Below are 15,731 nucleotides of genomic sequence, written 5' to 3' on the forward strand. Positions count from 1 at the left end.
CCACCCCGGGCGACACCCTGGTGACATGGCGGCATTCAATACGTACGCTGCTGAATATGGATATGCATACCGTCGTGGTGGGGACGTCCGGTACCAGCTCCGCCGATGTCGTCGCCGTCGCCCGGCACGGCGCCCGGGTCGAGATCTCACCCGCCGCCGAGTCCGCGCTCGCCGCCGCCCGGGCCGTCGTGGACGCGCTCGCCGCCAAGCCCGAGCCGGTGTACGGGGTGTCCACCGGGTTCGGCGCGCTCGCCACCGCGCATATCGGGCCCGAGCTGCGCGCCGCCCTGCAGCGGAACATCGTGCGCTCGCACGCCGCCGGGACGGGGCCGCACGTGGAGCGCGAGGTCGTGCGGGCGCTGATGTTCCTGCGGTTGAAGACCGTCTGCTCCGGGCACACCGGCGTACGGCCCCTGATCGCCCGCACCATGGCCGCCGTCCTCAACGCGGGGATCACCCCCGTCGTCCACGAGTACGGATCCCTCGGCTGCTCCGGGGACCTCGCACCGCTGTCCCACTGCGCGCTCGCGCTGATGGGCGAGGGGGACGCGGAGGGCCCCGACGGGCGGGTGCGGCCCGCCGGCGAACTCCTCGCCGAGCACGGCATCGACCCGGTCGAACTGCGGGAGAAGGAGGGGCTCGCCCTCCTCAACGGCACGGACGGCATGCTCGGCATGCTGCTCCTGGCCATCGACGACCTCCGGCGGCTGCACACCTCCGCCGACATCACCGCCGCGCTCTCCCTCGAAGCGCTCCTCGGCACCGAAAGCGTCCTGGCGCCCGAGCTGCACGCCATACGGCCGCACCCGGGCCAGGCCGTGGCCGCCGCCAATATGGCGGCGGTGCTGAAGGGGTCGGAGCTCACCGGCCACTACCAGCAGGACGACGCGCCGCGGGTCCAGGACGCGTACTCGGTCCGCTGCGCCCCGCAGGTCGCGGGCGCGGGCCGGGACACCCTCGACCACGCCCGGCTGGTCGCGGACCGCGAACTCGCTGCCGCCGTCGACAATCCGGTGGTGCTGCCGGGGGCGGGCCGGGTGGAGTCCAACGGCAACTTCCACGGTGCGCCGATCGCCTACGTCCTCGACTTCCTCGCCGTCGCCGCCGCCGACCTCGGCTCCATCGCCGAGCGCCGTACCGACCGGCTCCTCGACAAGAACCGCAGCCACGGCCTGCCGCCGTTCCTCGCCGACGACCCGGGCGTCGACTCGGGTCTGATGATCGCCCAGTACACCCAGGCGGCGCTGGTGTCGGAGATGAAGCGGCTCGCCGTCCCGGCCTCCGTCGACTCCATCCCGTCCTCCGCGATGCAGGAGGACCATGTCTCCATGGGCTGGTCGGCGGCGCGCAAGCTGCGGACCGCCGTCGACGCGCTGGGGCGGATCATCGCCATCGAGCTGTACGCGGCGACCCGCGCGATCGAGCTGCGCGACGGGCTCACCCCCGCGCCCGCGTCGGCCGCCGTGGTGGCGGCCCTGCGTGCGGCGGGGATCGAGGGCCCGGGGCCCGACCGCTTCCTCGCCCCGGAGCTCGCGGCGGCGGAGGAGTTCGTCAGGGACGGTCGGCTGATCGCAGCGGTGGAGCCGGTCACGGGCCCGCTGGGCTGACCCGGGGCTACTCGGAGACCGAGTGCCCGCGTCGTACGGCGTATGTCACGAAGGCGATACCGAGCCCCAGGAAACCCGTACCGCCGATCAGATACGGAGTCGAGTCGAAGCTCCCGGTGTCGGCCAGGTGGGGCTGCCCGCCGCCCGTGCCGGCGCTCACGGCCGTGGCGTATGACCAGTCGGCCCGGGGCCGCTCCGGTGCCGCGTTCGCGGACGGGACGAACCACAGGGCGCAGAGCAGAGACCCCGCCGCGGCGGCGGTCATCAGTGGTCGGCGGGCGAGCGACACGGAAGTGGTCCTCCTGGGGACGAACGCTGCGGTGATCGGGACGACGGGGCGGGTGCCCGGAAAGCCCGAGGCGCACACGGCGCGCACGGCGCACGGGGGCGTACGGAAGACGCGGACCCGGTCGGAACCCGGTCGGAACCCGGTCCTGCCGGTCGCGGTGCGCCGATGCTAGTGAACCGCCGTACCCGGGGGGAAATCGGGGTGCGGATTCCCCAACCGGCCTGCCCCGTAACGCAACCGGAAGACGCGATACGGCCCCGGGGACGGGCGGAGGCACCCGCCCCGACCGTCGGATTCCGGTCACGCGTACCGTGGCCGGAGGCGGCACGCACGGGAAACCCGGTGGAGCGGCCGAAAAACACGAGTGGTGTTCACCACATCACCAACAGGATGTGGAACCGAACGCCTGGTAATCGATGTGTTCCCCACTGTTCGGTCAGGGGACATGGGGGACAGGCGACGATGGAGAAGCGTGTGAAGACGGACAGCAAGCGGCGCCGGGGGCTGATGGTCGCGTCCGCTGTGCTCGGTGGTGTGATGGTGCTCGCCGGCTGTAGTGGTGACGACGGTGGCAAGGGCGACAACGGCAAGAACACCCAGGCCGAGGTCGACAAGGCCGCCGCGAAGGAGGTCTCGAAGGCCCGAATAGCCATCGAGCCCAAGAACGGTTCCAAGAACGGCAGTATCAACAACGCCAAGGTCACCGTCGCCGAAGGCACCCTCACCGAGGTCAAGATGGTGACGTCGGAGGGGACGCCCGTCGAGGGCGCCATCTCCTCCGACGGCAAGAAGTGGACCCCGGCCAAGTCGCTGAAGCGGTCCACGTCGTACAAGGTCTCCGCCACCGCGAAGGACGACAAGGGCCTCACCGTCCACGAGAACGGGTCCTTCACGACCGTCTCCCCGGACAACAGCTTCATCGGCACGTTCACCCCGGACAACGGCAAGACCGTCGGCGTCGGCATGCCGGTGTCGATCAACTTCAACAAGCCGATCAAGGACCGCAAGGCCGTTCAGACCGGGATCACCGTGACCTCCACCGGTGGCCAGGAGATCGTCGGCCACTGGTTCAACTCGCAGCGCCTCGACTTCCGGCCCGAGCAGTACTGGAAGGAAGGCTCCACGGTCACCCTGAAGCTCGCCCTGGACGGGGTCGAGGGTGCGCCGGGTGTCACCGGTGTCCAGCAGAAGACGGTCACTTTCAAGATCGGCCGTAACCAGGTCTCCACCGTCGACGCCAAGACGAAGACGATGGTGGTGAAGCGGAACGGCAAGACCGTCCGCACCATCCCGATCTCCGCGGGCGCGCCCGCCACCCCGACGTACAACGGTCAGATGGTGATCTCCGAGAAGTTCAAGGAGACCCGGATGAACGGCGCGACCGTCGGCTTCGGCGGCGAGTACGACATCCCGGACGTCCCGCACGCCATGCGGCTCTCCACCTCCGGCACCTTCATCCACGGCAACTACTGGGGCGCCGACTCCGTCTTCGGCGGCCAGAACACCAGCCACGGCTGTGTCGGCCTCAACGACAAGAAGGGCGCGAACGACCCCAACCAGCCCGGTGCCTGGTTCTACGACAACTCCCTGATCGGCGATGTCGTGGTGATCCGGAACTCCAAGGACGAGACGATCAAGCCGGACAACGGCCTGAACGGCTGGAACATGGACTGGGCGGCCTGGAAGGCCGGCTCCGCGCTCTGACCGGTCCGGTCGACGCCGAACGACGCCGAACGACGCGGAACGCGACACCGAGCGACGCCGAAGGGCGGCACCCCACCCGGGGTGCCGCCCTTCGCCGTGCCGCAGATGTCCCGCCCGATGGACCGCCCGGTCTCAGCAGCCCGGGTCCGACGTCCACGGCAGCCGGTACGCCGAGTGCAGCCGGTACTCGCCCGCCTTCTCCACCGTCAGCCGCGTGTACTCGCCGTCCGGCTCCAGACAGGCGCCCTCCGCCCGCAGCCACGGCGAGTGGGCCACCCGTACCGTCACCGACCCGGCCGCCGGCATCCGTACCCGCATCTCCGCCCGGTCCTGGTCGACCACCTCGGCGGGCGCGGCGACCAGCGGTACCGCGTCCCGTACCCGGTACACCGACCAGTTCGCGTCCCGCCAGACCCGCTCCAGATACGAGGGGCCGCCGCGCACCAGCGCCGCCTCCGCCTCGGCGGGCCCGTCGGGGCGCCCGTGGTGCAGCACCACGAAGCCGACGGCCCAGCGGTCCAGCCATTCCCGGTACGTCTTCTCGGTCAGCGACCCGTCGTAGAACAGCCGCCCCCGCTCGACGTCCAGCTGACGGTTCCAGCCGCGCGCCATATTGACGTGCGGGGCGAGCACGGTGGCCTCCCGGTGGTTGCGCGCGGGCACCACCTCGACCCGGGTCCGGTCGGCGCCCAGCCGCTCCAGCTCCCGTACCAGCGCGTCGGTCTCCGACGCCCAGACGGGCACCTTGTTGGAGACCACGAGGTCGTCCTCGGTCTTGTCGACCAGCCAGTGCGAGTTGATCGCCAGCATCACCGTCAGCGCCACCGCCGACACCACGGGCACGGCCGCCGCCCGGCCCGCGCGCCGTGCCGCGTTCCGTATCGCGTTCCGTACGGCGTCCCGGACGGCCGCCGGGCCGCCCAGCGCGCAGACGGTCGCGATCAGGGCCGCCAGCAGGACCGGCGGTCCGGCGAGGCCCACCAGCCGCTCCACATTGCGGCCGATGGGGGACGGGGTGAAGTAGGTGAGGACGACCCCGAGCGCGTAGACCGCGGCACCCCACCGCACCAGCCGCCACTCCCGGCCGCGCGGGGCCGCCAGCACCACCACGGCCGTGACCCACAGCGGCATCCACAGCTTGTTGGTCTGCATCGGCATCTCCCCGTCGAAGGGGAAGAGGACCGTCGTCACCCCCACCACCAGGGCGGGCGGCACCAGCAGTGCCAGCGCCGGGCGCCAACGCCGTTCCAGCAGATACGCGGCGCCCACGACCACCAGGAACAGCCCGGCCACCGGGCTCGCCGCGGTCGCCAGCGCCGCGACCGGGGCGGCGAGCCGGACCCGGCCCCGCTGGACGCACACCATCGCGATCAGCCCGATCGCCGTGCCCAGGGCGAAGGTCGTCCGGCCCGACGCGACATTCGCCCAGAGCGCCAGCGCCCCGGCCACCGAAGGCCACACCGGATACCGCACACCGCTGCGGACGAACAGCAGCGCCATCGCCCAGGTGCCGACGAGCCCGGCGGCCACCGAGACCGCCCGCACCCCGAACAGCGCCATCAGCGGCGGGGCGAGCAGGCTGTAATTCGCGGTGTGGGTGCCCCCGTACCAGGACAGGTTGTACGCGGACGAGGGGTGCGCCTCGGCGAAGCCCGTCCAGTGGAGCTGGGCCGCGAGATCACCGCCGCCGGTCGCCAGCCACCCGGCCCACAGGACGTACAGCGGGACGACGACACCGGTCGCGATCAGCGGTACGAGCCACCGGCCGCGCCCCTTCCCGCCCGGTGCGCCGTCCGCCGTCGCCCCGGACACGGGTACGGGCGCGCCCGCACCCGTACCCGTACCGTCGGCTCCGGTGATGTCGCTGTCGGCCGTGGTCGGGTCGGCCGTGGTCCGCTGCTCACTGATCCCCACGGATATGACCCTAACCGCGTTCCCGGGTCAGCCCGCCGGGCGCCCGTCCCGCAGCTCCAGCCGGTCCCCGCCGAAGCCGTCGCGGAAGCGCCGGTCGTGGGAGACCGCGACGATCGCGCCCGCGTACCGGCCGAGCGCCTCCTCCAACTCCTCCACCAGGCTCAACGCCACATGGTTCGTGGGTTCGTCGAGGACGAGTAGGTCGGCGGGGGCGGCGACCAGCCGGGCCAGTGCCAGCCGCCGCTGCTGGCCGACGGAGAGCGCGCCGACCGGTACGACGAGATCGTCGGGGCGGAACAGACCGAGGCCGATGAGTTCCTCCTCGTACTCGTCGGGATGGCCGGGCCGGCCCGCCGCGTACGCCGCCAGCAGCGGTTTCGGCGACGGGGACGGCGGCAGCTCCTGCGGCAGATAGCCGACCCGGACATGCCCCGGGCGGTGTACGGCGCCCCGGTCAGGGCGCAGCTCACCGGCGAGGACCCGCAGCAGTGTCGTCTTCCCGGCCCCGTTCGGGCCGGTCACCAGCAGCCGCCGGCCGGGTGTCACGGACAGCTCCGGCAGCCGCAGCCGGTCGCCGACGGCGATATCCGTCAATTCGGTCACCGGCCCGTCGGCGGCGCGCGGCGTGCCCTCCGTGCCCTCCGTGCCGTCCGGGCCGTCCGCCGACAAGGCGGGGGCCGCCCGGAATCGCAGCGGCTCCGGAGGGGCGGCCACCGGCTCCCGCCGCAGCCGTTCGAGCCGCTGCCGGGCCGCCCTGACCCGGCCGGAGAGTTTGGCCTCGTGGGACCTGCGGTGTTTGCCGAAGCCCTGCCCCGGGTCCTTGCCGGTGGTCGCGAGACGCCGCCCGGCGGCCTCGACCTCCTCCTCGGTACGGGCGAGATCGTCCAGATACTCCCGGTGGTCCTGCTCCCATCGGGCGCGGGCGGCGGCCTTCGCGGTGCGGTAGCCCGCCCAGCCGTCCCCGTACCGCCGTACGCCCAGGGTGTCCCGGTCGACCTCCAGCACGGTGGTGGCGACCCTTTCGAGGAACGCCCGGTCGTGGGTGACGGCGACGACCGTGCCGCGGTGGGCGCGCAGCCGCTCCTCCAGCCACTCCACGGCCCGCCGGTCGAGATGGTTCGTCGGCTCGTCGAGCAGCAGCAGCTCGGGATCGGCGGCGAGGACGCAGGCGAGGGCGAGCCGGGACCGTTCACCGCCGGAGAGCGTGCCGAGGAGCCGGTCGCGTCCGATGCCGCCGATACCGAGCCCGTGGAGGGCGGCGTCGACCCGGGCGTCGGCCTCGTAGCCGCCGCGCTCCTCGAAGGCGGTGAGCAGTTCGCCGTACGCGGCCAGCCGCTCCTCGTCCGGATCGGCGCCCAGACCCTCCCCGGCGGCGCGCAGCCGCCGCTCGATCTCCCGCAGCTCGGCGAGGGCCGCGTCGACGGTGTCCGCCACGGTGTGGCCGGGGCCGAGCCCGAAGCCGCGGTCGAGGGTCTGGGCGAGATGCCCGGTCCCGCCGGGCGCCACGACGGTCAGCTCCCCGTCGTCGGGGGTCTCGTCGCCCGCGAGCAGCCGGAGCAGGGTGGACTTGCCGGAGCCGTTCTCGCCGATGACGGCGGCCCGCTCACCGGGGCGGACGGTGAAGGAGACCCGGTCGAGCACGGGCCGCGGTCCGTACGCCTTGGAGACGTCCCGGACAGTGAGCTGGGCATGGCGGGAGCTGTCCTGATAAAGGGATGTAAAGGGTGTAAGAGCTGATACAGGTGAATGGGCGCGTTCGCGCATGGTTCTTTCCCTGATGGAAGAAGAGGGGCCCGGCGAGAAGAGTGCGCTCAGCCGGAGCGGGGCAGGCCGGGGCGGCACGCCCGCGGAGCGGTCAGCCGCTCGACGCGGTCGCGGCCGCGGTCCCGATCAGAGAAAGAAGTAGTGCAGGTGAGAGCCCATGCGTCCACCGTACCCGGGGGCCGGGCCGACCGCCGAACGGTTTTCCCGGCCCCCGGTGCGTGCGCCCGGCGGCGTGCTACTTCCCGAAGTACGCGTCCCGGATCGTGACCGATCCCGTGTTGCCCTGCTTGTCGACGACATGGGCCCGGAGGGAGACGGACTTGCCCGCCGCCGGGTTCTCCATCGTGACCTCGCCGTTGACGACCGGCTTCCACTGCCAGGTCGTACCACCGTCGTACGAGGCGAGAACGGCGAGCGCGTTCAGATTCGAGCCGGCGGCCGGGCCCTGCACGGTGACCGGGAAGGTCTGGAGCGTGCCTGCGGGCGCCGTGCCGTCGACGTCGACCGCCGCGCCGAAGCGGACCACCGACAGCGGCAGTCGCGACCGCTGGGCGGTCTGTGCCGACCGGAACGTCCACACCCCGTCGACCCGGCTCGCGACCCGGGACACCGCCGGATCACGGGTGACATGCGTCGTCAGCGTGTAGAAGCCGTCCGCCGCCGGGATGGTGACCGGCTCCCGCCAGAAGAGGCTGCGCGGGACGTCCGCCACGAGGGTCGTCCCCCGGTGCAGGGTCGTCCGCGCTCCGCTGATCACCGTCGAGCCGGGATGGCCGTGGGCGTCGGCGAGCAGCGGCATATCGGCCAGGACGGCGTTCCCGTTCCGGAAGACGCCCCACCGGTCGTCGGTCAGCGGGCCGTGGACCGCCGTATTGAAGTCGATCCGGTAGGTCTGCCCCGCCGTGTACGCCCGAGCGTCCCGCTCGTAGGCGGCTTCGATGCCGCCCATGGTGTTCGGGATGTGCTGGGAGGCGCCCAGCCGCCATCGCGCCCCGTGCCCGGTGGAGAGCCGTACGGTCAGCCGTTCGGGCCCCGGCCTGGCCCGGGAGAACTTGGAGAAGTGGTTGCCCGGCAGGACCACACCGATGTTCAGTGCGGCCAGTCGGCCCGGCACCGACAGGCCGAGGCCGATCTCCGCCGTCGCGAACTCGTCGGCGGTGAACGCCCTCGTCACCCCGGTGGCGAAGCGCGCCCCGTCCACGACATGCGCGGCGTGGTACTCGGTCGCCCCGTTCACGCCGTTCGCCCCCTTCACCCACGAGCCGACGAAGGACTGCCGCAGCGTGCCGCCGCCGGCGTCCGGGCCCAGGTGCGCGGTCGCGACCTCGATGTGCTGGTCGAAGAGCCGGCTCCGGGAGTACCGCTGCCCGTCCCGGTCGAGGCTCGATGTCACGTTCATCCAGTACGGGGTGGCCCCGGGGTCGGGCACGGACATCGCGACCGGCCGGGTGTCCCGGGCGTCCAGGGTGACGGTGGTGTCGCCGTCGACGGTCAGCTCCGGTTGGACGATCAGGTGGAAGCGGTCGCGCGGGTCGCGGATCTCCCGTCCGGTGCCCTCCAGCAGATAGCGCCCCTTCGGGACCCGGAGCTTCGCCGTCCCCGATGAGAGGTCGGGTTCGCGGGTCCGCCCCGCTTCGGTCCCGGTGAAGGCCGTGAGACCGGCCGCGAAGGTGGTGGCGGTGGTCCCGTCGGCGCCGACAGCCTTCAGTGTGAGGTCGTACGACTCCACCTCCCGGTCGACGACGACGGGGACGCGGACGGTTCCGCCGCCCCCGGTCGCGGTGACCGAGCCCGTGTAGAGGCCGTCGCCGCCGCCCTCCACCCGGGTGTCGGCGGTCAGGCCGACGGACGCGGTACCGCCCGCCGGGACGGTCAGCCGGGGCGCGTCGAGGGTGAAGAACCCGGCCGGTGCCGGGCCGCCCGCCGGGGTCCGGCCGGCCACGGCCAGATCGAGCGTGATCGCCGTGGTGCCCGTGTTGCGGTAGGTGAGCTGCCGGGCGACCGGGGTGTCGTCGTGGTGCGGCCAGCGCTGGACGCCGAGGGAGAGCGACACCGGTTCGGCGACGACGGGCTGGTCGATCGCCTCGTCGACGGCGATCCGGCCCGCGCCCTGCTCGTACGGGGTGTACGGTCCCGGCCGCGCCGTGCCCGTCAGCACCGCCTTGATCCGGGCGCCGGTCCAGGTGGGGTTCTTCTGCTTGAGGAGGGCCGCCGCGCCCGCGACATGGGGCGTGGCCATCGACGTACCGTCGTGCGCGACATATCCGGCCGGGTCCTGCGGACCGGTCCCGGTGGCGGCGGCCGCGGTCACGGCGACCCCCGGCGCGGTGACATCGGGTTTGATACCGCCGTCGCCGGCGCCCGGACCCCGGCTGGAGAACTCGGCGAGCGCGTCGTTGTCGTCGACCGCGCCGACGGTGAGGGCGGCCTCCGCGCTGCCGGGCGAGTTGAGACTGCCGGGCCCGGGGCCCCAGTTGCCCGAAGCGACGGCGAACAGGACGCCCCGCTCCGCCGACAGCCGGTTGATCTGCTCCTCCAGTGGATCGATCCCGGGAGTGTCCTCCCCGCCCAGGCTCAGATTGACGACGTCCGCGCCCTGAGCGACGGCCCAGTCGATGCCCGCCGCGATGTCGGAGGTGGCGCCCGCGCCGCCGTCGTCGAGGACCTTGCCGTTGAGGAGGGTGGCGCCGGGGGCGACGCCCTTGAAGCGGGGGTCCTTCGTCCCGGTCCCGGCGGCGATCGACGCGACATGGGTGCCGTGCCCCTGCCGGTCCACCGCGTCGGGCGCCGAGGAGAAGTTGTGCGATGCGGCGACCTTGCCCGCGAGGTCGGGGTGGGTGCCGTCGATGCCGGTGTCCAGGACGGCGATCTTCACACCGGTGCCGTCGTACGAGCGCGACCAGGCGGCCGGGGCCCCGATCCGTGCCGTCGTGCGGTCCAGGCTCGCCTTGACGACGGCGTCGAGCCAGAGCTTCTCGATCCCGGGCCGGGCAACGGGGGTCCCGGGCCCCGTACTGAAGGGGCCGTTCCGGGCGGTGCCGGTCAGCGCGTTCCAGAGCGCTGGGCCCCGGTCCGGCGCGACGGTGACGGCATCGGCGTCCAGGGCCGGCAGACTCCGCCGTACGGTCGCCCCCTCCACCTCCCGGACGTCCGCCTTCGCGGACCGGGCCGCCCGGCCCCCGTACGCCACGATCACCTTGACGCCGTCGCGGTAGGCCCGGCGCGCCTCGGGACGGCTGAGATCCGTCAGATCGAAGAGCCGCCGGTCGACCTTCCCGGCGGCGATCAACTGCTCGGCGTCGTACGGAATCGCGTAATGACGGCCGCGGTCGGTGAACGATCTGACCGGTATGCCCTGGCGGCCCGCGCCGGGTTCGGAGCCGGTCAGCCGGCCCTCGGCGTCGACGGTGACCCGGTCGCCGGTGACCAGGGTCAGGGTGTGGACGGTGGTCGCCGACGGGCCGTCCGATAAGGCCGTACGCGCCCCGCTCTTCGGTGTGCCGGCGGTCGCCGGGCTGGTCAACCCGGCCGTCAGGGCCAGGCCCACGGCGATCGTGACGCCGGGACCCATCCCTGTGCCGAGACGTTTTCCGCTCCGTTGTCGCATGGCTCTCCCCAGGAGGAAGTCATCGGGAACCGGGGGAGGTACGTCCTTCCCCCGGTGCCGGAAGCATGTCCGGGCCGGGGGCCGAGGCCAACAGAACGGCGACCGTGATAACTCGGAATTACGTAATCGCCGCGTAATAGCGGGGTGGTGGGGTGGTGGGGTGGTGTGGGCCGGAACGGAGACGGCCCGTCCGGGCCGGAGGACGATGCCCCGGGCCCGGACGGGCCGTTTTCGCGTGCTACCGCGTTCTACCGCGTGCTACCCCCGTACGGCGGTCACCTGCCGAGGTAGGCGTTGTGGACCGTCAAGGACACCTTGCCGCCCGACTTGTCGACGGCATGGGCCCGCAGGGTGATCCCCTTGCCCTTGGCGGGGTTCTTCACCGTGATCTTGCCCTTCTTCACGGTGACTTTCTGCCACTTCTTCCCGCCGTCGTACGAGACGGAGACGGCCAGCGACTTCAGGTTCTTCCCGGCGGCCGGACCCGCGACGGTGACCGGATAGGTCTGCGTCTTCCCGGCCGGGGCCGTGGAGTCGAGCGCGACATCGGGGGTGAACCGGACTGTCGACAGCGGCAGTTGCGTCCAGGCGTCGGTCCGCTGGGAGCGGAACGTCCACGACGCGTCCACCCGGGACCCGGCCTTCGTCACGCTCGGCGCCCTGGTCACCGAGGTCGCCAGCGTGTAGGTCGCCGCCTCCGGGGACAGGGTGAACAAGTCGCCGCTGGGCGGCGCGTCGACCTTGCCGACCAGTGTCGACCCCCGGTGCAGGGTCGTACGGGCGGTGTCGTGCGTGTAGTGCAGGGCGATATTGCCCCATCCGTCGGAGAAGAGCGGCAGATTGCCCCAGAGGGCGTCGTTCTCCCGGAAGACCCCCCAGTCCTGCGTCGTCGCGGGAGCGTGGGCCCCGGTGTTGAAGTCGAACCGGTACTTCTTCCCCGCGGTGAGGCTGCGCGCCGCCGGGAACATGTACGACGCCTCGGGCTCCATCCAGTCGTCCAACGACTTCAGCTGCGAGAACGACAGGTCCCACTTGACGCCGTCGGCCGTCGTCAGCCAGCTCGTCCGGCGGTTCGGCGCGGCGTCGAAGGTGAGCGCCCCCATGCCGTAGAGGCCCGGGATCACGGCGTAGGCGGTGTAGTCGCTCGTCTTGCCGGGGACCGAGACGCCGAGACCGACGTCCGCCCGGGCGAAGTCGCCGGCCTTGTACCGCTTGGTCAGACCGGTCGGGAAGCGGGTGCCGCCGGACTTGTGGACGGTGTTGTAGTCGGTACCGGGCTTCTGCCAGTTGCCGTGGGCCCAGGCGGTCACCGAGCCGCCGGAGAGCGACGGGCCGACATGCGCGGTCCGGAGGTTGTTCAGGCTCGGGGTCAGGGACATGCCCGTGGACCTCGACTGGCCGTGGCGTACCTCGAACAGCATGGTGCCGATCGTCTCGTTCACCGCGGTGTCCGGCACGGTGATACTGACCGGCTTGGTGGTCCTGACGTCCAGCACGGCCGAGACGTTCCGGTCCACCACCAGGCGCGGCTGGAGCAGCAGATCGACGCCCGCCGCCGGATCGTCGTACTTGAACGACTCGCCGACCAGCACGTACTCGCCCTTGGGCACCCGTATCGTCCGCTCCCCGGTGGAGAGGTCGACCGGGATGCTCACCTCCTCGGACGGGTCGCCGAGCAGGGCGAGCCGCGCCGTCGCGTCGCGGTCGGGCGCGCCGTCCCGGCCGATCGCCCGGACGGTGACGTCGTACGACTCCCGCTCGCGGTCCACGGCGGCGGCCGTACGCAGCACGGTTCGGCCGTCGTCACCGGTCGCCACGACCGTGGCGTGGTAGCGGCCGTCGACCGCGCCGGGGACCGCGATGTTCGAGGTCACGTCGAGGGTCGCGGTGCCGCCCGCGGGCACGGTGATCCGCTGGGCGCCCAGGGTGAACAGACCGGCGGGCGCCGCCTGCCCGTCGGGCCCCTTCGCGTCGGTGACGGCCACGTCGAGGGTGATCCCGGCCGGGCCGTCGTTGCGGTACGTCAGCCGCTCGGTGGCGGGCGCCGCGTCGTCGTGCGGCCAGCGGTGGGTGCCGAGGGCCAGGGACGCCGGCTCCGCGGTGACCTGCTGTCCGATCGCCCGGTCGACCGCGATCCGGCCGGTGCCCTGCTCCCACACGGTGTACGGTCCCGGCTTCGCCGAACCCGCGAGCGCGGCCTTGATCCGGGGGCCGGCCCAGCCGGGGTTCCGCTGCTTGAGGAGGGCGGCGGCGCCCGCGACATGGGGCGCGGCCATCGACGTACCGGAGAAGGTGGCGTACCCGGGCGGGCTCTGGCCGCCGGTGCCGGTGGCCGCAGCGGCGGTCACATCGACGCCCGGCGCGGTGACATCCGGCTTGATGCCTCCGTCGTCCCACCGGGGGCCGCGGCTGGAGAAGTACGCGAGACCGTCGTTGTCGTCCACCGCGCCCACGGTCAGCGCGCCCGCGGCGGTGCCCGGGGTGCCGACGCTGGACGCCGTGGGGCCCGAGTTGCCGGCGGCGATGGCGAACAGGACGCCCTTCTCGGCCGTGTACTTGTTGACCAGGGCCTCCACCGGGTCGACCCCGGGGCTGTCGGCGCCGCCCAGACTCATATTGACGACATCGGCGCCCTGGGCGACGGCCCAGTCGATCCCCGCCATCACCCCGGACCAGCTGCCGCTGCCCCCGTCGTTGAGGACCTTGCCGTTGAGGAGCGTTGCGGCGGGCGCGACACCCTTGAACCGCGCGTCCTTGGTCCCGTTCCCGGCCGCCGTCGATGCCACATGCGTACCGTGGCCCTCACGGTCCTTTGCGTCGGCCGCGTCGGAGAAGTTCTGCGCCGCGGCGACCCGGCCCGCGACATCGGGATGGGAGTCGTCGATGCCCGTGTCCAGGACGGCGATCTTCACCCCGGCGCCGTCCAGCTGCCGCGACCAGGCCGCGGGCGCCCCGATCTGCGTCGTGGTCTTGTCCAGGCTCGCCTTGACGACGGCGTCGAGCCAGATCTTCTCCACCCCGGCGTTCGCGGCGAAGGTGCCACCGCGCGCCGGTCCGGTGAGGGCCTTCCACAGGGCCGTGGCGTTCCGCGGGTCCGCGGTCAGCGCCTCCGCGTTCACCGCGGGTAGCGCCCGCCGCTCCTTGACCCCGTCGGCCGCCCGGACCCCGGCCTTCGCCGCCCCGGCGGACGCCCCGCCGTAGGTGACGATCACCTTTGTGCCCCCGCGGTGCACCCGCCGGGCGTCCGCACCGGCCAACTCGGTGATGTCGAACAGCCGTTGGTCGACCTTCCCGGCCGCGATCAGCCGCTGCGCGTCATGCGGGACGACATAGGTACGACCCCCGCTCCGCTGCGTCTGGAAGGGCATTCCCTCCCGGCCCTCACCCCGCCGGACGGAGACGACGTCCCCCTGGGGCCCGATGTGTACGCGGTCCCCGGTGACCAGGGTGACGGTATGCGCCACCACCCCGCGCCCCCGCTGACCCCCCGTATCGCCCCCTCCACCGGGGGACTTGCCGCCCGGTACCCCACCCGCTCCCACGGTGAGCGCCGTACCGGTGACGACGGCGACGGATATCAGTAACGACCTTCTGGCGCGTCTACGCATGCTCTCCCCTGAAGTGGTTCGAATGCCCGTGCCTTTCGGGTCCGGGCAGTATCACCAGGGGTGTTGCGGTTGCTCAATGGAGTGAAAAGGGTTGCCTACGATTCGGACAGCTTGACGATCTTCCCCGCGATGCCGGACATCCGGACGGACGCTCATCCCCTCGGGGCTCCGGCCTGCGCGCGCCGCTCTCCACGTGCCACGGAACCCGGCACGACCGGCCGGACGACCGGCATCACCTGATCGGCGCCCGCATGAAGACGCCGCCCGGCCCGGCCGGTGATGGCCTCGATATCGCCCCAGGCGATCACGGCCTTCCCTCCCCGGCACGAAGGTGCCGGGGAGGGAAGGAACCCGGGCCGGGGGCGGAGACCACGGCCTCAGCCGTCGGCGCGGGCCACGCCCACCGGGCAGCTGACCCCCGTACCGCCGATGCCGCAGTATCCGCCGGGGTTCTTGTCCAAGTACTGCTGGTGGTAAGCCTCGGCGGGGAAGAAGGGGCGGCCTTCGGCCGGGAGGATCTCCGTGGTGATCGTGCCGTAGCCGGAGCCGGTGAGGACCTTCTGGTACGCCGCGCGGGACGCCTCGGCGGACTCGGCCTGGGCGGGGGAGTGGGTGTAGATCGCCGAGCGGTACTGGGTGCCGACGTCGTTGCCCTGGCGGAAGCCCTGCGTCGGGTCGTGGGACTCCCAGAAGAGCTTGAGGAGCTGGTCGTAGGAGACGACCGCCGGGTCGTAGACCACCCGGACCGCCTCGGTGTGGCCCGTCGCGCCCGAGCAGGCCTCCTCATAGGTGGGGTTCGGCGTATGGCCGCCCTGGTAGCCGACGAGGGTCGTCCACACTCCGGGGGACTGCCAGAACTTCCGCTCGGCGCCCCAGAAACAGCCCAGGCCGAAGTCCGCGACCTCCAGGCCGTCCGGATACGGGCCCAGCAGGGGGTTGCCCAGGACCGTATGGCGCTCGGGGACCTGGAAGGCGGGGGAGGGACGGCCGGGGAGCGCCTCCTCCGGGGTGGGCAGGACGGGGACGCGGCGGGACAGGAACATGCGGATTCCTCCTCGGGAGGTCGGTATCCGGAGAACGCCGCGGACGCCGCGGACATTCCGGAAACATCGTGCGCCCGGTCGGGCACGCCGCGCCACCTCCGGCGGCGCGGCCGGGCGACCTGTCTCGTATACACAAATGACAATTCCGACGACTAAACCAGTGTAGAACTCTGAGGTCGCCGAATCAATAAAAAA

Annotated in this window: 8 protein-coding genes; 2 read left to right on the forward strand and 6 right to left on the reverse strand. The window is 72.3% G+C overall.

The genetic code is table 11. The annotated features are described in order from the left end of the window. Positions 1-62 precede the first annotated feature (62 nt). The gene (hutH, locus tag ACFXG1_RS24705) at positions 63-1,607 is read left to right on the forward strand and encodes a histidine ammonia-lyase (RefSeq protein WP_384713993.1); all 1,545 of its coding nucleotides are present in this window, start codon (positions 63-65) and stop codon (positions 1,605-1,607) included. Between the two features lie 7 nt (positions 1,608-1,614). Here the strand turns inward: hutH and ACFXG1_RS24710 are convergent, their stop codons facing one another. Further along, positions 1,615-1,896 (reverse strand): hypothetical protein, encoded by a 282-nt coding sequence (locus ACFXG1_RS24710; RefSeq protein ID WP_384713981.1) that lies wholly within the window; start codon positions 1,894-1,896, stop codon positions 1,615-1,617. A 462-nt stretch (positions 1,897-2,358) separates the two neighbouring features. Between ACFXG1_RS24710 and ACFXG1_RS24715 the strand changes: the two genes are divergently transcribed. Next, entirely contained in the window at positions 2,359-3,600 is a 1,242-nt protein-coding gene (locus ACFXG1_RS24715; RefSeq protein ID WP_384713984.1) for an Ig-like domain-containing protein, read from the forward strand. Between the two features lie 132 nt (positions 3,601-3,732). Here ACFXG1_RS24715 and ACFXG1_RS24720 read toward each other — a convergent pair whose 3' ends face one another. From ACFXG1_RS24720 to msrA, 5 genes are all read right to left on the reverse strand, one after another. Further along, the gene (locus ACFXG1_RS24720) at positions 3,733-5,514 is read right to left on the reverse strand and encodes a hypothetical protein (protein WP_384713987.1); all 1,782 of its coding nucleotides are present in this window, start codon (positions 5,512-5,514) and stop codon (positions 3,733-3,735) included. A 27-nt stretch (positions 5,515-5,541) separates the two neighbouring features. Next, complete coding sequence (locus tag ACFXG1_RS24725; protein ID WP_384713990.1) at positions 5,542-7,278, reverse strand: ABC-F family ATP-binding cassette domain-containing protein; 1,737 nt, start codon at positions 7,276-7,278, stop codon at positions 5,542-5,544. A gap of 235 nt (positions 7,279-7,513) precedes the next feature. Then, on the reverse strand, positions 7,514-10,885 hold the full coding sequence (locus ACFXG1_RS24730) for a S8 family serine peptidase (RefSeq protein ID WP_384744572.1): 3,372 nt from the start codon (positions 10,883-10,885) through the stop codon (positions 7,514-7,516). A gap of 275 nt (positions 10,886-11,160) precedes the next feature. Continuing rightward, the gene (locus tag ACFXG1_RS24735; RefSeq protein WP_384744574.1) at positions 11,161-14,349 is read right to left on the reverse strand and encodes a S8 family serine peptidase; all 3,189 of its coding nucleotides are present in this window, start codon (positions 14,347-14,349) and stop codon (positions 11,161-11,163) included. Positions 14,350-14,870: 521 nt separating this feature from the next. Then, on the reverse strand, positions 14,871-15,536 hold the full coding sequence (gene msrA, locus ACFXG1_RS24740; RefSeq protein WP_384744575.1) for a peptide-methionine (S)-S-oxide reductase MsrA: 666 nt from the start codon (positions 15,534-15,536) through the stop codon (positions 14,871-14,873). Between the last annotated feature and the right edge of the window lie 195 nt (positions 15,537-15,731).

Source organism: Streptomyces sp. NPDC059248, assembly GCF_042753905.1.
In the GTDB taxonomy this organism is placed as follows: domain Bacteria; phylum Actinomycetota; class Actinomycetes; order Streptomycetales; family Streptomycetaceae; genus Streptomyces.